The organism is Caballeronia calidae (genome assembly GCF_900044055.2).
Lineage (GTDB): Bacteria > Pseudomonadota > Gammaproteobacteria > Burkholderiales > Burkholderiaceae > Caballeronia > Caballeronia calidae.
On sequence record NZ_FCOX02000096.1, the window covers coordinates 1 to 18263 of the forward strand.

The window sequence follows — 18263 nt, forward strand, 5'->3', positions numbered from 1 at the left end:
GTGCGCTTCTTAACCGTGTTGCCTTCGCGATAAGACTCGCGCAGTAGCACGGCCGGAGGGGAGTTACGGTTGGGGACGTGTTCGATATACATGAACACTCATTCAAGCATATATGCCTAAAAAAGCAATACAAAAATACTAATTTACATGGGTACATAATAGCCTAAAAAATAGCCGAAACCCAGCGCTGACGCGGATCTCGGCTACTTGAGAAGCCAAAGCTCGGATTAGTCGACGTGCACTCGACAGCTTCCCTCTTGAGCGCAAATTGCTCGAAAAACCGCACAATTTCGCAAGTGGCATGCGGACCGGAGGAGTCGGTGTAGGTACCTCGGGGGTGTCCTCCTGACCACGCATGACCAAGTCCGTGCACGAGCCATTGCTCGCTAACGGGGACTCCTTGTTCATCATGGAAGACACGGCGCGTATAGGCGTAGCCGGTCTCCGTTTCCTTCACGTAAGTTGCAGGAAGCTGAAGCATCCCGCCAGCGTCACCTTGCAACAGCCGGCGCATTGTGACGATCTGATCGCCGTTGCGCGGATGCACGGTTTCGTCAGCGTCGCCGTGAAAGACAATGAGTGGCACGGCGCGTGACTGAGAACCGTCAAGCGAACCTGTGGGCAAACGAATCTTACCCATACCGTCGTTCATCGCACAGAGTGCCGAAAACGCCTCGTCTGCGACACCGAAGGCGACCCCTGAATGGATGGCAGCGGCCGCATAAACATCGGGATGAGTCACCGCGAGATTGACAGCCATGGCGCCACCCGCCGACATGCCTGCTACATAGACACGAGTGTCGTCGACGTTGTACATCGCAATGAGCTCTCGCGTGAGGGCCGCGATCATCGATACTTCGCCCGACTCACGCACCTGGTCGCCAGGTCGAAACCAGTTCCAACATCGAAGGAGACTGACGCTCTCCGGTTGCTCCGGATAGGCGACGATGTAGCCGTGCGCTTCTGCGGCTTCGTTCATCTGTGTGCCGGCGGCGAAGTCCTCGGGGTCTTGCTGTGCGCCGTGGAGCATGACGATCATCGGAAGCGATTGGCCTTGATAGACACTTGGAACATAGAGCTTGAAGCGGTGTGTTTGACCCGCGTATCCAAAGTGACGGCTCAACCACTGCGGATCATTCGTCGACGGTGAACCATGCCGCTTGATAAGGGGCGCGGCCGAAGGGAGCGGCGGTGGCGTCATGGCCGGCGCGTCGCTAGCGTCAGTCGCATTGGTTGCATTGGTCGCGACCTGCGCGGGCGCTTGCGGGTTCGCGCTTGCGACCGTCTGCGGATCGACGAAGAACTGCGCCGCGAGGCCTATCGGTCCGCCTGCGAAGAGCGACGAAAGCGCGGCGTGTGCCGATGCAAGTGGATCAAAGATATTCATTCCGTTTCTTCTTTGAGAAGTTGCCTGACCGGGAAGTCACTCAGGGTCGGTGAAGGCCCATTCGCATGCGCCGTTCCCGGACCCACGAAGTCTTCATGGATTGGAACTTCCGACGGCCCGCTTGTCCGCGCGCGACCCCGCACGAAGGCTCCCAAAGTTCAGGCGTTATTCGCTTCGCGGGCCGCTGGCATCAGCGATGCTTATCGTTGAACGTCACGTCGCCGGGAGACAGCAATGAAACGGACCTCTTTCATCACCAGGAAACGATTTTTGCGTTGCATTGGGCTGCGGCACAGATGCCTTCACAGTCCCCATGTTTCAGCCATATCGACAGCGATGAATGCCAGCAAGAACTCAGCTACTGGCTGGCACGGGTGAGAAACGGTGATCCGCGGTTCATTTCAGCGTATCGACATTCTCAGCTAAGGCTCGGGCGGCCTCCCCTCATCACACGGCAGCGCGAACACCTTTGAAACCGGGGAAGCGCAATTACTGTGTCCTGGCGTCAAAGATGCCGCCTGCGAACGTCAGGGACTTGCGCTTTGGGTAATACCTACGTCCTAGTCTAGGGAGTCATGTAGGTCTCAATTCCTAGTAGTGACGCTTGATTTTCCGCAGGACCCCGAAAATCGAAAGCTTCCAGTTATCGCGACAGATTAAGATCGCATCTGCTGGCTTATCCTCGGTGTAGTTGCTTTATGACCAACGTCGCGAGGAAGCGTGGCTCGTCGAACATCGTCGCGAGTTCGAACAAAAAAAGGAAGGCAAGCATGTAACCCGCGGTCGGTCGACATTCCATGAATCGCACGAATAATGGCGCGAAGCGAGTGCGTATCGGCCCGCGTGTGAGGAACCATCCGCAGAACGCCCCGATGACAGCGCCGCCGATGACGTCGGTCGGATAGTGCAGCCCCAGATAGACGCGCGGCAGACACACGAAGACCACGCAATGCACGATCGCGAGGACGCCGAGCCATCGCCAGACGAGGAAGATGCCGACTGCTATCGCCATCCAGAGGGCGGCATGATCGCTCGGGAACGAGCTCCACAGGCGCATGGCCGCGCCCGTCTGGTCGGCTAAGGGAAACGACAGATGAACTGCGGGGTCATACATCGGACGAAGGCGGAACGGCAGCGTCAGCGCGAACAGGCGGCCGAGCAGAAAAGCCACGAGCCCGGCGCACAGCGTCGCGACGACGGTCTCGCGGCGCCACTGCTGCGAGTCTCCCGGCTGGAACCACATGGCGCAGAGAATCGCTAGCGGAATGAGGCCTTTGGTGAAGTAGAACTCCGCGACCGCGTGAACGGCGTGCGTGAACACGAAGGAAGATGCGGCGATATGAACCAGCCAAGTTTGGATTGGCGTATCAAAAGCGTTCATGCCTCGTGTCTCCGCGCGTAGATGTAATTGTGTTCGAAGCGTACGTGCGGGCAGTTCAATCGTCTGTTCAAAACCTCGCATAACACCGGAGCCGAATGCTTTGCGATACGTTCAGCGATGAGCGAAGCGGCGCTCCGGGGCCAGCTCGATGGAAATCGGCAACGCGCTTTCGAGGCAAGCCCTTTTCCTTGCACGATCGTGGGCGGTCGGGGACCGCGAAGCGCACGAATCTCAGCTCGTCGTTGCGACCTCCAGACCGATGGATGTGCGCGAGTCCGGTTGAGCGCGCGCCGCCGTCTGCAGCATACCGGCAAGCCTTGCCGCGCACCCGACGCCGACCGTGGCGACCACTACGCGAAACTCACCGGTTGATCGCTTCATGCTGCCCGGCGTGTTCGCGCGGGCGCATGCTTTGCATCAAGCGCTTGTTACTACCCGGTGCGCCGCCGCGAACGCCACCCGGCGATCGCCGATGGATCCCGATCCGCTTATCTCCCACACCGGTTACCGCGCGTCCCGCCGATTTCCAGTTTTGAACGGGTCGCCATCCAGTTTGAATAGTCGAGGTCTCGTCCGCCACCGCTCAATGGCCGGTTTCCGGCGAGCAAATTGCCGGTGGCACTGCCTCAACCCGGCGAGTTCCAGCCCTTCGCCGTCATCGGCGCATGGTCGTTCGAGCGGCCGTTCAGCTTTGGCAAGAGACGGTGAGACCGACGAGTATCGACGAGCGGGGATGGGGCGCAGATACGAAAATCTGACCAATCTGGCCGTGTCGGCTTCGATGTGCAACACCGTGTTATCGGCCTGCGAGGCAGTTCGACAACTGCAGTAGCTGCAGCGCTGCTCCCATCACAATGAACGTGATGCCGAGAGCGATTCTGATACGGATGCGCAATGCGCCCGTGGAAAGCGTATTCACTGAAAGTCTCCAATCACTAATTTCAAGGTGTCGCGAAGCGGCAAAAGGCGTCTTGGTGACCCATCACGTCAACATTTCCCGACGTAGTCTCGGCAAGGACGGTCCGTGCACGATCCGAATCTCGTTACGTTATTGGGAAAGGCGGCGGGCGCGGAACGCGTAGTAAATCTGCACCGCAGACGACACTGCGAGCAAACTCAAACTGGCAGTCCGCAGAAATTCGACGCTCGTGAATCGATCCCTCTCGTTGGTGAGAATCCAACCTGCCAACGCCGGACCCAATGCGATACCACCGACCGCGACGATGTAGTAGACGCCGTTCATCTGGCCAGATCGGTCTAACTTCGACAGCACGCCGAGGATCATCGGATTGATCACCCAGTAGGCCAGGGCGAAGAGCAACACTGAGCAGATGAATACAACGAGCGATCGCGGAAAGAACAACTGCAATACAACAGAGCCACACAATAAGAGAAAGAAAGCGGCGATGATGAAGGCCGAGCCTTTGCGATCACCGACAAAGACAGCCGTGGCAGACCCGAGGGCGCTCACGATTGCGGCCCAGCCCAAAACGGTAGACATCGTTGTGGAAGCAATTCCGGAAGTCTCACCTAAGACGGAGATGAAGGGCCAAAATGTTCCAACGCCGAGGTAAAACAGGCCGAATGTCGTAGCGAGAATCGCCTTCTCGGCGAGTCCGAGTGCTTGGACTCCATCGACCACCACCTTTTTCTTCTTCTCACTGCTCACATGGCTTTCGGGGATGAACGCGATGAGGGCCAGCCCGAGAGGAACAGTGCCGGCCAGAATCAAGAAAATCGCATTCGAGCCGCAGAGTCTATCGATGAACGGCATCGCGAAGGCTGCCGCGGCGCCATATAGCTGAGTGCTTGTCGAATACAGCGCTGCCGTCTTGCTCGGGCGTCCGGAGAGGGCAATCAGAATTCCGAGCCGTCCCAAGCCGAAGCCCGCGCCGACCCCCGACAGGCAGCGCAGGATATAGAGGAGAAAGCCCGGGTCGGTCTTGAACGCGATGCTTCCCACGTTTGCGAGCATCATCATCGCGAGAGCGGCGAACAGATACTCCCGCCGACGCAGAGCGAACGGAAAAGCCGTCGCGAGAACGGTTCCCGCGCTCGTCGAAATCATTTCGGCGGTAAGGAGGTAGCCGGCCGTTGCCTTGTCGAAACCGACAGACTGAACGAAAGCTTGGATGATCAGCGGTTTAAGGGAGGAGGCCGCGTGCCCTGCAACACCGACCATCACGATTGCGAGGATGGGCAATGCCATCCAAAGGCCGCTGCGAGCCATGCCGTGGCCTCCTGAAAGGTCGAAGGAATTGGACTCCGCCTTTTGCAGTTTGGCTCCAGATGGATCGCTCATTCAAGTGTCTCCTTTTCGGTACGACAGACTCGTAACCGGATCCCACAGACGTCCGTTTCATCCTGACAGTGAAATGGGGATCGATCGCGGCGTCTTCGATGAGACCGTCCGGGCACCGGTTATGCGGTTCACTCGGGTATATCCCATCTCAGTAATCAGCCTGCCTGTCTATATTTGTGTTCAGTCTGCCTGTGTATTTCCGACGCGTATGTAAGGGAATTCACTGAGGTCGGCTGTAGTCGGCCTGCCTGCGCCATTGCGACTGCGCGGCAGCCTTCGGACGAGCTCAAGCGCGTTGACAACGAGCGAATATTGCATTGACAATTTGGCTCACCCGGATCAATGTATCCCAAGTTGGTACACCAAGAAGGAGCTTCATTGTGTCAAAAGTAAGTGTTCTTGCCACGGGTGACGCCATGCTCACGCAGCGTATCTCCCCGAACCCCGATGCTGATTTCCTCGCTCTCGTCGAGATGCTGAGGAACACCGACGTCGCGATAACGAACGTTGAGATGGTTTTCCCCGGTCGAGGCCGGATGGCGTCGACGACCATGCACGGCATTCCGTGTGGTGTGGAGCCCGAGTTGTTGTCGGAGTTTGAGTGGCTCGGAATCGACATCTACGGTATGGCGCACAACCACGCCACTGACTACGGAGTCTCCGGACTCGTGTCTTCGATCGAGGCGCTCGAGGCGCGTGGATTGACGTACGCCGGAGTGGGCCGAACGCTGCGTGAAGCGCGTGCGCCACGCTATTTCAGCGCGCCCGGTTGCCGAGTCGCGTACATCGCTGCGGGCTCGAGTAATGCGCGCCTGAACCTTGCTGCGGATCCGAGCGTGGGTGACGTCGGGCGCCCTGGCATTGCACCCGTTCGAGTCCAGAAGACTCACTACATCAAGAAAGAGCGGTTCGACGAACTGCGTGAAATCCTGGCAGAGGCGGGCGTGAACGTGGCCGCGACAGGGACGACTGCACCGGGAATTCATTTCCCTTATCCGGACAAGAACGTCTACGATCCGCCCCCGGAGGGAGGGTTTGCGGTCGAGGGCGTCAACTTCGCTCCGAGCGATACCTCCCGAGTGGTGACGGACGCGTTGGAGCGAGACGTCGACGAACTGACAGCCTCGGTGCGCGAAGCGTCCCGCCAAGCTGACCTCGTGTTCGTCGGGCTGCATTGCCACGAAGGACTTCAAGGCCGCTGGAATAGTGAGACACCCGCGGAGTTTCTTCAGCCGCTCGCCCACAAGTTGATCGATGCCGGCGCCCATGGCGTCTTCGCCCACGGTCCCCACATGCTTCGTGGGGTCGAGCTCTATGCAGGTCGTCCAATCTGCTATTCGCTCGGCAACTTCATCTTCAACGTGGAGACGTTCTCTTCGTTCCCGCTCGAAGTCTATGAACAGCAAGGCATGCCGCTGACTTCTACACCCGCGGATCTCTTCGATGTGGTGACCGGTTACGGCAAACAACCGCTCTTCTGGGAGTCCGTTGTCGCGAGGTTCACGTTCGAGAACGGAGTGCTCGCTGATAGTGAGCTTCATCCGATCACACTCGGACGAGATGCGCCGAGAAGTCGGCGCGGGTGCCCACAGCTAGCCTCCGGAGATGAAGCTGCACGAATCCTGTCTCGCCTCGACGGTCTCTCCCAACCGTTCGGCGCGAGCGTCGAGATCGTGCGAGAGGGTGACCGCTGCGTCGGAAAGATCAGGTCGAATCTATAACTGATGGATTCCGCTCGCGCTTCTCCCTGTTGTTCAGGGAGGACGCGAGCATCCTTCCGAGACGCAATGAACAAATCGGATTTTGTGATCCCGATGTGTGCCGGGGCGTCTGATTCATGGGCGTCTGGACTTTCACTCGTGACGCAACCGACTCTGTCACTTCTCTCCATCACTTCTGCCTGCGGCCGCCGGGAACACGACTATCTCGCCAGATGAGCGGCGACAGGTCCGCCCGCTCAAGGCCTTTCAACGGCCGCATCAACGCTTCAATCATTTAGGGAACTTCCCTATCCACCGTGTGATTGACACCCTCAAAGTATACAGGCAGACTGAATATATTGGGAGATGCGCATCCTCGCACACCGATGGAGTGGTGACTGCATTCCCACACCTCGGGTGCCGCAGCTGAGATCCATCAGCGACGATGACAACTGAGGCTTCAAGACGCTGCGGCGTCTCTGCTCAGGCAACCCGCCATTCGTCTCAACCTGCTCGCCAAGAATCAACTCACAGTCCGCGGAACCATGAACACGTTCGTACTCAATCAGACAGGGTCAACTGACTTGCCGGCTCCCAACCGTCTCCCGGGAGCCAGAAGCAAGCGTCGAGGCGAGCCACCCGAGGGATCGCGAGGTGCGCGTGGGCGCTGGTCATCGTTTATCGGTGCCGGGGCTCTGGTCGCTGTCGGCTATATGGACCCGGGTAACTGGGCCACGGCGCTCGGAAGTGGCGCGAAGTACGGCTATCAATTGTTAAGTGTGGTCCTTGCAGCGAGTCTGATGGGTTTGCTGTTGCAGTGGGTCGCGTCGAAAGTGGGCGTCGTAACGGGGCGGGACCTCGCTCAATTGTGCCGGGAGCGCTACAGCCGTCGATGCACACTCTTCCTGTGGATCACCTGCGAGATCGCGATTATCGCGTGTGACGTTGCTGAAGTTGTTGGTAGTGCGGTGGCGCTGCAACTTCTGCTTGGCGTTTCGCTGACGGTCGGTGTGATGATGTCCGCAGTCGCCACATTCGCCATGTTGGCGCTGCAAAGCCGCGGACAACGTCCGCTGCAAGTGGTGATCAGCTCGTTGATCTTCTTTGTTGGCCTCTGCTTCGTCGTCGAGCTTGCGCTCGCGAACCCGTCATGGCATGCAGCGCTTGCCGGCATCAAGCCATCGACCGATTTGCTGCGCGATGCGGGAATGCTCTGGTTTGCCGCGGGCATTTTGGGCGCGACCGTGATGCCACACAATCTGTATCTTCATTCCGCGCTCGTGAAGCATCACGCCAGCGAGCGAGACGAACCGTCGATCGATAACGCGATGAAGGGCGTCAATATCGACACTTTTGCATCGCTGGGTCTGGCTTTCACTGTCAATGCTTCTCTCATGATCGTTGCGGCCGCTGTGTTTCACGCAAGTGGCCATTACGACGTCAGCGATCTTGCGGACGCCCATCGTCTGATCGCGCCTCTCGTCGGCAATCAATGGGCAGGCGTCATTTTCGCTGCAGCCCTGCTTGCATGCGGGCTCAACGCGACCGTGACTGGAACGCTTGCAGGACAGGCGGTGATGGAAGGGTTTTTGCAAATGAAGAGCGCACGTTGGGTCCGCGCTCTTCTGACTCGAACGCTCGCGATCGGACCAGCATTGCTTGCCGTCTGTGCGTTCGGCGAACACGGATCGAACCAGTTACTGGTCGCGAGCCAAGTGGTGCTCAGCGTGCAACTGCCGCTGGCCGTCATTCCGCTAGTGACCTTTGCATCGGACCAAAGGTTGATGGGTCGATTTCGGATCCGAGGCATTCCGCGAGCGTTAGCGTGGCTGTGCGCCGGCACTATCGTGGCGCTGAATGCGATGCTTCTTTGGCAGTTGATAGTGAACTAGCGCTTGCGCGACAGGAGATGAACGATGAGCTATCGCGAGTATTCGTTGCGTGCCCTTGTAGACAGATGCCTGGGCCACGAGGACTGCGCGCACATGCGGATCACGAATTTCAGTCATGGACGAAGCAAACCTTGGCGATACGTGCAGGTTATGGCGACCCGTCCTTCGGGAACGCTTGAGTTCGTCTTCTTTCGTCATGACGATGGGTCGTGGGGAGTGTTCCCGCCCAATGAGCGAGCGCCGATGATGACATTCTCGAGAACGGCCACATAAAGGGCGACGTCACACCATCTTCGCATCTGAAAATCCGAGAAGAGTCGGATGCGAGGGTACGCCGTTGCCACCCTGCTTGCAGAGGGGAGCTGCTGCGTTGAGCGACGCCTGGCGTGGGCTCATCGCGTGGACGCGTTGTGCGCTCAGCCTGAAAAGGAAGTCTTTTCCATTCTCTATCCTCAAGGAACTGGTGAGCGTATCTTCTGGTAAGTAAATCCCCTTACATACGAGCTCCAAGTATACAGGCAGACTGAATAAGCGGTGCTGGCGGAGAATCGGAGGATCACATCGCGGTAAAAATATCCGATTAGAGAGATTCGGCATCCTACGTAATAGGAATGAGGCTTGATGAACCCATTAGGACCTGAGGACGATTGCGGAAAGCGAGATCACATGAAGTTTCACTAGTTTTACCACGAACAGGAGACAGTACAAATGAGCGACCCCGCAGCAACCAACCTACGCGACGCGGAGTCCATCTCCGCATCATCCATCGAAGACAGAGGACTATTTTCGCGCGCCAGTTTCTGGGTGACTTTACCTATCATCGCGATCGTGATGGTAGGCGTAGCAGGACATGCAGCTTCCTCCCTCAAACCGCTCATCATCCAGGCCTTCGTTCAGTCCGTCGGCTTTGACAAAGCGACATCTGGCTATCTTCTGACAGCCGAAATGATCTCGACGAGCGCGGGCACAGTCCTGGCGACGGCTTTCCCGTTCTTTTTGCGCCGACGGGGATATCTGTTCGGCGCGCTGGCCATGATGATGATGGCCAACATCGCAAGCATCCCGTTTAAAGCAGATCCAGGCGTCGTTCTGTACGGTCTGCGATGCCTGTCCGGCCTGGGTGCTGGCTTTGGTCTCGGACGCCTCGGCATTCTTATCGCGCTTTCCGGTCGGCCGGGAAAAACAGCGGCACTGTACTCGACGACCACGCAGCTCTATGGTGCCGTCGCAGCGTTCGCGATGCCATTCATCGACCGGATTTGCGGGGCAAACTCGATTTTCGTGATTCTGGCTGGTACGGTGCCACTCGCCCTGGTGCTGATCGGCTACGTTCCAGAAAGTCACGAGCGCGTGGAGAAGAAAAAGGCGGTGTCAGTCCAAGGCGTGCGAACGATTGGTCTGTCCGAGAAGGTGATCCTTGCATTGACCTTCTTTGTTTTCTACCTTGGTATTGGCACGTTTTATCCGTTCATCGCTGTGCTTGGTGAAACGGCCGCGATTGGAAAGTCGCAGATGTCCATGCTACTGGGTTGGGCGGCAATCGTCAGCGCACTCGGATCTGCGATGGCGGTCTTTGCCGGAGACCGGAAGGCGTCTGCTCCGATTATTTCGCTTTTCTTCGTGTCGCTGTGTAGCGCTGTCGTTCTGCAGCTCGGCTTCCCGCGCTCGCTCGTCGTCTTCATCGCATCCGTGCTTCTGTTCGCCTTCTCTTACTGGGTCATCAATCCGCTGATTCTTGGCGTGTTGTCGAAACTGGATAAGACCGGGCAGATGAACGGCGTCTACTACGTCGTAGCGGTCGCGGGAATCTCCGTGGGCCCGGCGCTGGCCGGCTGGGTGCTCACACATCAAGCAGATCGCTTCACAGGTGCGGAGTTTCTACGAGCAGTGAGCTTCGGTCTTCTCGCTGTCTCTTCCGCGGTCCAGATCTACTATGCCTACCGCGCGCGACGCCTTCCGGACTGACATGCAATAGCCCAGACTGAACTGGCTCTCCGAGCGCCTGCAACGCCTTGGTCCTGCGAATGTACCTTCGCAGATCGACCATGGTGTGCGGGCGCTCGTTCCGTTTGACGCAGCCTCGGCATAGGGCCTTCGATCTTCAGGAGGGCCTCGATTGATCCAATGGGGCCTGAGGTACCTGGTCACCTCTTCAAGCCGTCAGAGCGCCCCACGCAGCGATGCTGCGCGCTCGATGTCTTGTACGTTACCCACGCGTCTGCGATGCAAGATGCAGCGAGGGGCGAGCGCCGATTCGCGACGCCTTTTCCATCGGCATCGCGTCCACTTGGTATAGGCAAGCGGCTACACAAAAGGAGTCGGAGAAAACCGTGAGGAAGGATTCGTACGCTCGTCGCATCACCCAGAGAGTCGATGGGCGTCACTTGAGCGAATCGTGTGCGGAAGATCTGGGCCGAGATTGGGCCGTTTCGGTGGTCGAGGTCTCGAAAATTGAATGCGCAGTCTGCCTGTATTTGTCATCAGTTTGCCTGTATATCCAGTTTTCGTATCTAAGGGAATGTCCCTAACGTGTTGGATACGTCGCCCGCGGCACTGTGCGCAACGTGGCGGAATTGTCACGCCGCATCGCTTCGCATGAAGCGATGCATTTAACGCCCAGAACGCTTGAAACGCTTTGCTGACAAAGGGAAACCGACACCGCGTGCTGATCCAGCACGACGAGTTCCGAGCTGATTTTTGGCTGTTGAAAGCCTCTGATTTCTCAGCTCACCGCGTCGCGCGTATCTCGCCAAAGACCCCAAAACCGGGATGCTCCGGACTTCTCCCTAGGTCGGTTTCGTTGACACGCCAAAACTATACAGGCAGACTGAATATCACGACGAACCCCACACGTCGCAACGTAACGAATTGACGACGACAACCCATTGTCGGGAGGAAACATGATGACGACGGCAACACTCGAACGGCCGGAATCGAAGGACGCGCAAATCGAACACGTCGAGATCAAAGTGATCGATACGGACGTTCACGTCGAACCGCGTTCTTTCGAAGAACTGATCCCTTACCTCGACGCGCCCTGGCGCGACATGCCGAACCTGATCGACAGCGTGCCGTTCAGCCGCTCGACATACAAGACGCTTGATGGTGGTGGCCGCAAGGATGCGTATCCGTCCATCGGCGATATCGGCTCGGACCCGGAAATGGTCGGCCAGCAGATGTTCGTGGATGATCCTACCGACTACGCGATCCTCCTGCCGTGGAGCTTCCGGGGCTTTACGACCGATCCCAAGCTGGACACCGCGCTGGCCGGCGCCGTGAACAGTTGGATGGCGGATACCTGGCTGTCGAAGTACAACGCTGAAAACCGTTACGTCGGTTCGATCTCCATCTCTGTGGATGATCCCCTGGGCGCTGCGAAGGAGATCGACAAGTGGGGCGGCCATCCGGGCTTCCGTCAGGTGATGATCGGTCACTACGGTCCGCGCCCGTTCGGGCACCCGATGTATGACCCGATCTGGGAAGCCGCTGCGCGCCACAATCTGCCGATCTCGATGCACTTCCGAGGCGGCGCGACTCAACCGCTCGGCTGGACCTCAACCGGCCCGCTGCAGTACTTCGTCGAGTATCACTCGCTGATTGCGCCGATGGCTTATGCAGCGCACCTGGCAAGCTGGATCTGCAATGGCGTATTCGATCGCCACCCCGACATGAAGGTGCTGTTCGTCGAAGGTGGATTCCTGTGGTACCGGCCGGTCGTGGATCGCATGCAACGTCACTGGGCGATGACCTCGAAAGAGCTCGGACTCAAGAAGACGCCGTTGCAGTACGTCCTCGATCATTGCCGCTTTGCGACGCAGCCGATCGAAGAAAACACGGACCCGCACAAGATCGCGGCGCTGTACGAAGAAGCGAATGCAGCCGAGCTCGTGATGTTCTCGAGCGACTATCCCCATTACGACTACGATCCTCCGAGCAAGGCGCTGCCGCGCTCCTTGGATGCCGATGTGAAGAAGCGAATCATGTCTGAAAATGCCCGCCTGGTGTACAACCTGCCGACGACCCGTCCGGTCGACCGTTTCGATCTGGCTGCCGGAGGTGCACGATGATTATCGATTGCGCAGTCCATCCGGTTCTGGACAACATCGAATTCAACAAGGCCGTCGGTTCGCCCTGGAACCTGCTCAAGTTGCCGCCGCTCTTCGGCGAAAAGTACCGTGCACCGTTCGATCAGATGAGCGTCCCGGCCGAACAGGCATCCAGTCCGGCCGCCGTCGCTGAAGACCTGCGTCGCCGCGGCGTCGACTACGCCGTGCTGAGCCCGACGACTCGTGGCTACTGGCCCAACCCGCAACAGGCTGCCGCAGTTGCGAGCGCCGCCAACCGGTTGATGTCGGAGAAGTGGCTGGACGCTCCGGAATCCGAAGGTCGTTTCCTCGGGTCGATCCGTATCGCACTGAATGACACCGACACGGCATTGCGCGAGATCGACAAATGGGCCGACGACGACCGCTTCGTGCAGTTGGTCGTGCCCGCTCGCGCACTCGCGACGTATGGCGAACAGCGCTTCTTCCCGATCTGGCGCGCCGCAGCCGAGCGAGGCCTCGTTGTCTTCGTACACGATGACTTCGCCACGCTGGTCGAGCCGGCGCCGTCGCAGGTTGGCTTCCCGAGCTACTTCGCCGAGAACCATGCGATCCGCCCGATGTCGGCGATCGTCCAGCTGACCAGCTTCATCGTTGCCGGTGTGTTCGAGCGTCTGCCCGAGCTGCGCGTGGTGTTCGGCGACCTGAGCGTACATGCCGCCCGCTCGCTGGTCATCCGCACGGACAAGGATTGGCAATCGGATCGTGTCGAAGTGCCCTGGGTAAGCAAGGATCCAACCCTGTATCTGGAGCGCCAGGCTCGCTTTGTCACGCAGCCCGACGACGAAATCTCGCCGCACAGCACGACTTCGGCCGGCACGATCGGCGGCGACAACTCCTCGCTCGTGGTTTTCGGTAGCCGCCATCCGTACTGGGATGGGGTCAACGCTGGCGATGTGTTCCCGACGTGGTCGGAAAAGGAGCGTGCCCGAGTCCTCGCCGACAACGCGGCGCAGTTCTACCCGCGCTTGGCGACGCGCGTTTCAGCTGAATTGAGCTCGTGAATCCGCACGAGTCGAAGGAGACAAGATCATGCGTTATGTAGTGGGTGCTGTCAGTGATTTGCCGCCGGGTTCGTCGACCATCGTCTATCCCGACAAAGTGAAGAGCGGTATCGGTGTCTTCAATGTCGAAGGCCAGTTCTACGCGTTGAAGAACACTTGCCCGCACATGGGCGGTCCGCTGTGCAAAGGCAAGGTGCGCGGTACGTCCCAGGCCGAGCTGCCGGCAGACCGGCTTCCGGAAATGCATTGGGTGCGTGATGGCGAAATCGTCGCTTGCCCGTGGCATCACTGGGAGTTCGAGATCAAGACCGGCCGCACAATCTTCGAATCGAAGCAGAAAGTGCGCAGCTATCCGGTGAAGGTCGAATCGCCGGAAGAGCTCGAGCGCCTGAAAGCAGGTGTGGAGACGGTGCCGGTGACGATCGAAGGTGCAACGGTAGTTCTGGAAGTCTGAGCGTCTTCTGGGACAGCAAGGACTTTTTGATGGGCGAGTCGCGGCAGACGCTTGGGACTCGCCTGATAAATGAGGGGTTTGTTATGTCGGAGCGCGACTTCGAACTTGTGATCACCCGCAAGGATGTAGTAGCTGATGGAGTCCATCGTTTGACGTTCGCGCGCCGCGATGGAGCCGATCTTCCGGTCTGGGAACCGGGCGCACACGTGGATCTCCATTTCACTTCCAACGGCGTGGACTACGTGCGGCAATACTCACTGTGCGGGCAGACTACTGACCGACAACACTGGCAAGTCGCCGTACGCCTCGCGTCGGACGGCCGCGGTGGATCAGCCCACATCCACGAGGGCGTGGCGGAAGGCGACACGATTCGCGTTTCCTCCCCCCGAAACAACTTTCCGCTGGTCGCCGCGAAGCGCTATCTGTTCATCGCAGGCGGAATCGGCATTACGCCCATTCTCCCGATGCTTACGAACGTCTGTGCAGCAGGCGCTGATTGGCGCCTCTTTTATTGCGGACGTTCGGCGGAGTCGATGGCTTTCATCGATGACGTCGTCGCGATCGGTGGTGATCGGGTGTCGCTGCACGAAAGCGACGCGAGCGGACAGGCGGATTTGAATACGCTGATCGCGCAGGCCGATCCCGACACGGTCCTGTATTGCTGCGGACCCGATCCGATGCTCAATGCCATCGACGACAGTTGCGCGTCGTGGTCGAGCGATCGCGTGCACTACGAGCGTTTCTCGGCGCGAGCAGACGGCTCCATCGATGAGGACACGGAGTTTGAAGTTGAATTCGCGCGCTCCGGAATCGTTGCGACTGTGCCGCCGGGCTGCTCGATTCTGGACAAGGCCGAGGAGCTTGGCGTCGACATCGATTCGTCTTGTCAGGAAGGGGTGTGCGGCTCGTGCGAAACCCGAGTCATTTCAGGCACGCCCGACCATCGGGATTCGGTGCTGAGCCCCAAGGAACGGGCGGCAGGGAAGACGATCATGGTGTGCGTATCTCGATCGTGTTCGTCGCGATTGGTGCTGGACGCATAAGTACGCGTGAAATCGACGCGATCCACAGAACATTGAATACAGGAGAATTTTGCTATGGCTGATTTGACCACGGAGAAGGCTGCCGCTTCGCGCGCCGAAATGATTCCGGGCCACCGACGTGTCCTGCAGGAAGTGGGGCCGGCCGCGGGCCGTATCTCGGGTATCAATCACCTGGTGCTTTTCACGCATGACATGAATCAGGGTGTGCGGTTCTACCGGGATATCCTCGGGATGAAGGTCGTGCGCACGGTGCGGTTTACTTCCACGGGCGAGGGGTTGCGCACCGCTGCCCACCATTCGAGCGGCTCTGCGGTGAAGCCGGCCGATACGTCGCCCGTTGCAGTGAACATTTCGTTGCGGCAGGTGTTCTTCGAAATGGGTAACGGCGAACTGTTTTCGCTTTATGAGGCGCCGGGTGTGTCAGAGCGTCCGCCCGCGCCGGTCAGCTCGGTACTGTGGCCTGCGTCGGTTAAGGAGCGCTGGAGCAAGCCGGTCGAACCGCAGAAGCTTGACCATTTGTCCTTCGATGTACGCTCGCATGCGGACGTCGTGTGGTTCCGCGAGCATCTGCAAGCCAACGGCGTCGACGTGTCCGAGGTCTCCGAGCGGCGCGGCGCAAACAACGCGCATCGGTTCATTTCATCGATCTACTTTGCGGACCCGAGCGGTAACCCGCTCGAAATTTCGTCATTCGATCCGTCGGATACCGCGTGGCAGTCGTATGACTTCTCGGACTGGCTCATGGATGAAAACCCGGTCTCTGCGCTCCTCGAAGGTGCACCGGAGGAAGCTCAGCCGCACGTTCCCAATTGGGTGCACGCGTCCAAGAGGTAAAGAGCGTGATGAATTTCGAGCTGGTGGCGGGCTGGGGCGGTCAAACCTGGGAAGAGGACGTCACGGGCGTGGCAGTCGACGCCGAGGATCGCGTGTATGTCCTGCGACGCGGCTCCGATACCGTGACGGTGTTCAGCCCGGACGGCACGGTCTTGAACCGCTGGGGCAACGACTGCTTTTCGACTCGCCCCCATCTGATTTCGGTCGGTGGTGACGGCAGGATCTACATTGCTGACGACGGTGCTCATCAGGTCTTCGTGTTTGATCGCTCGGGTCGCTTGCTCGAAACGATCGGCACCGGCGTTCCGGCCGATACCGGTTATGACGCAACAGCGCCAAGTGCCGAGGTCGCGTACGAGCGCCTGAAAGGTGGTCCGCCGTTCAACAGGCCGACTAAGGTCGCCGCCGCGGCCGATGGAGAGTTGTTCGTCAGCGATGGCTATCGGAACTGCAGGATTCACCGCTTTTCGGTCGACCGTCGACAGGTCTGTTCGTGGGGCGGGCCGGGAGCGGATCCCGGCTGCTTCGTGATCCCGCACAGCGTGATGCTCGACGACTCCGGTCAGGTCTTCGTTTGCGATCGGGAGAATGACCGCATTCAGATCTTCGCGCGCGACGGTCAACGGGTCGGGACATGGACGAATGTCCAGAGGCCGACGGATCTGGCTTTCGGCCGGAACGGCTTGGTCTATGTGACCGAGCTTCCCCGAGGCCCCAAGGATTTGAAGTCGTGGCGGCTCGGTCGAGCGCACAGCGAAATGCAAGGGCGAGTCACGGTCCGCACGTCCGACGGAGCCATCGTGACAGCGATCGATTGCCCAGGCGTTGAATTTCCGGCACCTCACGCAATCGCGGTGGACTCAACGGGAGCCGTCTACGTGTCGGAGGTGCCGGAGTCGTTCGCAAACTACACCGGACGACCGCTTCGTCGTCATCGTTGCCTGCGTAAGTTCATGCCGACTCAGCGGTAAAGTGTCTCTCAAGGAAGAGGAAGATGACAAAGGAAGGTGATCTGTTGCCCGACGCGAGGCTGTTCGAATTTATCGAAGAGGCCTCTGAAGGGTGTGCTGTCGGTCCACAGGCGTTCTCGACGCGAGAGAGAACCGCGGGAAAGCGCGTGGTGATATTCGGCTTGCCCGGTGCGTTCACGCCGACATGCTCGGCGAAGCATGCGCCGAGCTACGTCGCGAAGGCTTCAGAACTCGTCGAAGCCGGCATCGATGAAATCTGGTGTGTATCTGTCAACGATGCTTTTGTGATGAGCGCGTGGGGGCGTGACCTTCGCGCAGCGGGCAAGGTCAACATGATCGCTGACGGCTGCGCTCACTTTGCTGAAGCAATCGGGCTGACTCAGGATTTGACCGAGCGCGGAATGGGCGTGCGTTCGCAGCGCTACGCGATGATCGTGGACGATGGTGTAATCAAAACGCTCAAAGTAGACGCGCCCGGAAAATACGAAGTCACCGATCCCGATACGATTCTCGCTGCCCTGCGCTGATTCGATTGACCGCGCTCGCAAGGCTGTAGAGCGCCGTAGCACCCACCCTAAGTTCTCGAGCAAGCATTATGAGCCTGACAAATCGACTCAAGGATCCGACGCTGCTGCGTCACGCGGCCTTCATCAATGGCGAATGGCAGGACGCGGAAAGCGGAGCGACGTTCGAAGTGCATGATCCCTCTAATGGGGACTTGCTGGGCCGCGTGCCGCGTATGGGCGCGAGCGAGACACGTCGCGCCATCGATGCCGCCAATGCCGCCTGGCAGGGATGGCGATCGAAGACCGCCAAAGAGCGCGCCGTCATCCTTCGCCGGTGGTTCGATGCGATCATCGAGAACACTGACGACCTTGCGTGGATTCTCACGACGGAGCAAGGCAAGCCACTCGCCGAAGCAAAAGGCGAGATCGCCTATGCAGCGTCTTTTATCGAGTGGTTTGCGGAAGAAGGAAAGCGTGTCGCCGGAGACACGCTGGCGACTCCCGTAGCGGATAAGCGCCTCCTCGTGACTAAGAGCTTATCCGTAAATTATGTTAACGCTCAGCGGCACCTTGCGGAAGGCGATGATGGCAGCGGCAAGGTGGTTTAGGGCGACGAAACTGCGTTCGAGTTTTTCGTATCGGACCAACAGTTTGCGAAAGCGGTTGAACCAGCTGTGACAGACTTC

General features: G+C 58.9%; 14 protein-coding genes and 1 pseudogene. 11 read left to right on the plus strand and 4 right to left on the minus strand.

The window, feature by feature from the left end; genetic code table 11:
* Window positions 1-163: 163 nt before the first annotated feature.
* From AWB78_RS38170 to AWB78_RS38180, 3 genes are all read right to left on the minus strand, one after another.
* Window positions 164-1387 carry an extracellular catalytic domain type 1 short-chain-length polyhydroxyalkanoate depolymerase gene (locus AWB78_RS38170; RefSeq protein WP_063959085.1) on the minus strand — a complete coding sequence of 408 codons (1224 nt, stop codon included), beginning with the start codon at window positions 1385-1387 and terminating at the stop codon, window positions 164-166.
* Between the two features lie 676 nt (window positions 1388-2063).
* Window positions 2064-2768 carry a phosphatase PAP2 family protein gene (locus tag AWB78_RS38175; RefSeq protein WP_062611902.1) on the minus strand — a complete coding sequence of 235 codons (705 nt, stop codon included), beginning with the start codon at window positions 2766-2768 and terminating at the stop codon, window positions 2064-2066.
* Window positions 2769-3816: 1048 nt separating this feature from the next.
* On the minus strand, window positions 3817-5070 hold the full coding sequence (locus tag AWB78_RS38180) for an MFS transporter (protein WP_062611903.1): 1254 nt from the start codon (window positions 5068-5070) through the stop codon (window positions 3817-3819).
* Between the two features lie 380 nt (window positions 5071-5450).
* On the opposite strand from AWB78_RS38180, the gene AWB78_RS38185 reads away from it, so the two are divergent.
* The 11 genes and pseudogenes from AWB78_RS38185 to AWB78_RS38235 all read left to right on the plus strand — a co-directional run.
* Complete coding sequence (locus tag AWB78_RS38185; protein WP_062611904.1) at window positions 5451-6791, plus strand: CapA family protein; 1341 nt, start codon at window positions 5451-5453, stop codon at window positions 6789-6791.
* Between the two features lie 524 nt (window positions 6792-7315).
* Entirely contained in the window at window positions 7316-8662 is a 1347-nt protein-coding gene (locus AWB78_RS38190; protein WP_082883584.1) for an Nramp family divalent metal transporter, read from the plus strand.
* Window positions 8663-9370: 708 nt separating this feature from the next.
* A complete protein-coding gene (locus AWB78_RS38195; RefSeq protein WP_062611906.1) occupies window positions 9371-10627 on the plus strand; it encodes an MFS transporter in 1257 nt (418 codons plus the stop codon).
* 935 nt (window positions 10628-11562) lie between these two features.
* Window positions 11563-12729 carry an amidohydrolase family protein gene (locus AWB78_RS38200; RefSeq protein ID WP_232478045.1) on the plus strand — a complete coding sequence of 389 codons (1167 nt, stop codon included), beginning with the start codon at window positions 11563-11565 and terminating at the stop codon, window positions 12727-12729.
* Window positions 12726-13769 (plus strand): amidohydrolase family protein, encoded by a 1044-nt coding sequence (locus tag AWB78_RS38205; protein ID WP_062611907.1) that lies wholly within the window; start codon window positions 12726-12728, stop codon window positions 13767-13769. Before AWB78_RS38200 ends, AWB78_RS38205 begins: the two co-directional genes overlap by 4 nt.
* A 28-nt stretch (window positions 13770-13797) precedes the next feature.
* Window positions 13798-14223 (plus strand): Rieske (2Fe-2S) protein, encoded by a 426-nt coding sequence (locus AWB78_RS38210; RefSeq protein ID WP_062611908.1) that lies wholly within the window; start codon window positions 13798-13800, stop codon window positions 14221-14223.
* Window positions 14224-14306: 83 nt separating this feature from the next.
* The gene (locus tag AWB78_RS38215) at window positions 14307-15266 is read left to right on the plus strand and encodes a PDR/VanB family oxidoreductase (RefSeq protein WP_062611909.1); all 960 of its coding nucleotides are present in this window, start codon (window positions 14307-14309) and stop codon (window positions 15264-15266) included.
* 54 nt (window positions 15267-15320) lie between these two features.
* Complete coding sequence (locus AWB78_RS38220; protein ID WP_062611910.1) at window positions 15321-16100, plus strand: VOC family protein; 780 nt, start codon at window positions 15321-15323, stop codon at window positions 16098-16100.
* A gap of 8 nt (window positions 16101-16108) precedes the next feature.
* Window positions 16109-17071 carry an NHL repeat-containing protein gene (locus AWB78_RS38225; protein WP_062611911.1) on the plus strand — a complete coding sequence of 321 codons (963 nt, stop codon included), beginning with the start codon at window positions 16109-16111 and terminating at the stop codon, window positions 17069-17071.
* A 23-nt stretch (window positions 17072-17094) separates the two neighbouring features.
* A complete protein-coding gene (locus AWB78_RS38230) occupies window positions 17095-17598 on the plus strand; it encodes a peroxiredoxin (protein ID WP_062611912.1) in 504 nt (167 codons plus the stop codon).
* A gap of 68 nt (window positions 17599-17666) precedes the next feature.
* Window positions 17667-18110: pseudogene (locus AWB78_RS38235) on the plus strand (aldehyde dehydrogenase family protein); the annotation flags it as partial.
* 3 nt (window positions 18111-18113) lie between these two features.
* Here the strand turns inward: AWB78_RS38235 and AWB78_RS44345 are convergent.
* Window positions 18114-18263: transposase (locus AWB78_RS44345; protein WP_157697761.1), on the minus strand; the 150-nt coding region annotated here is incomplete at its 5' end.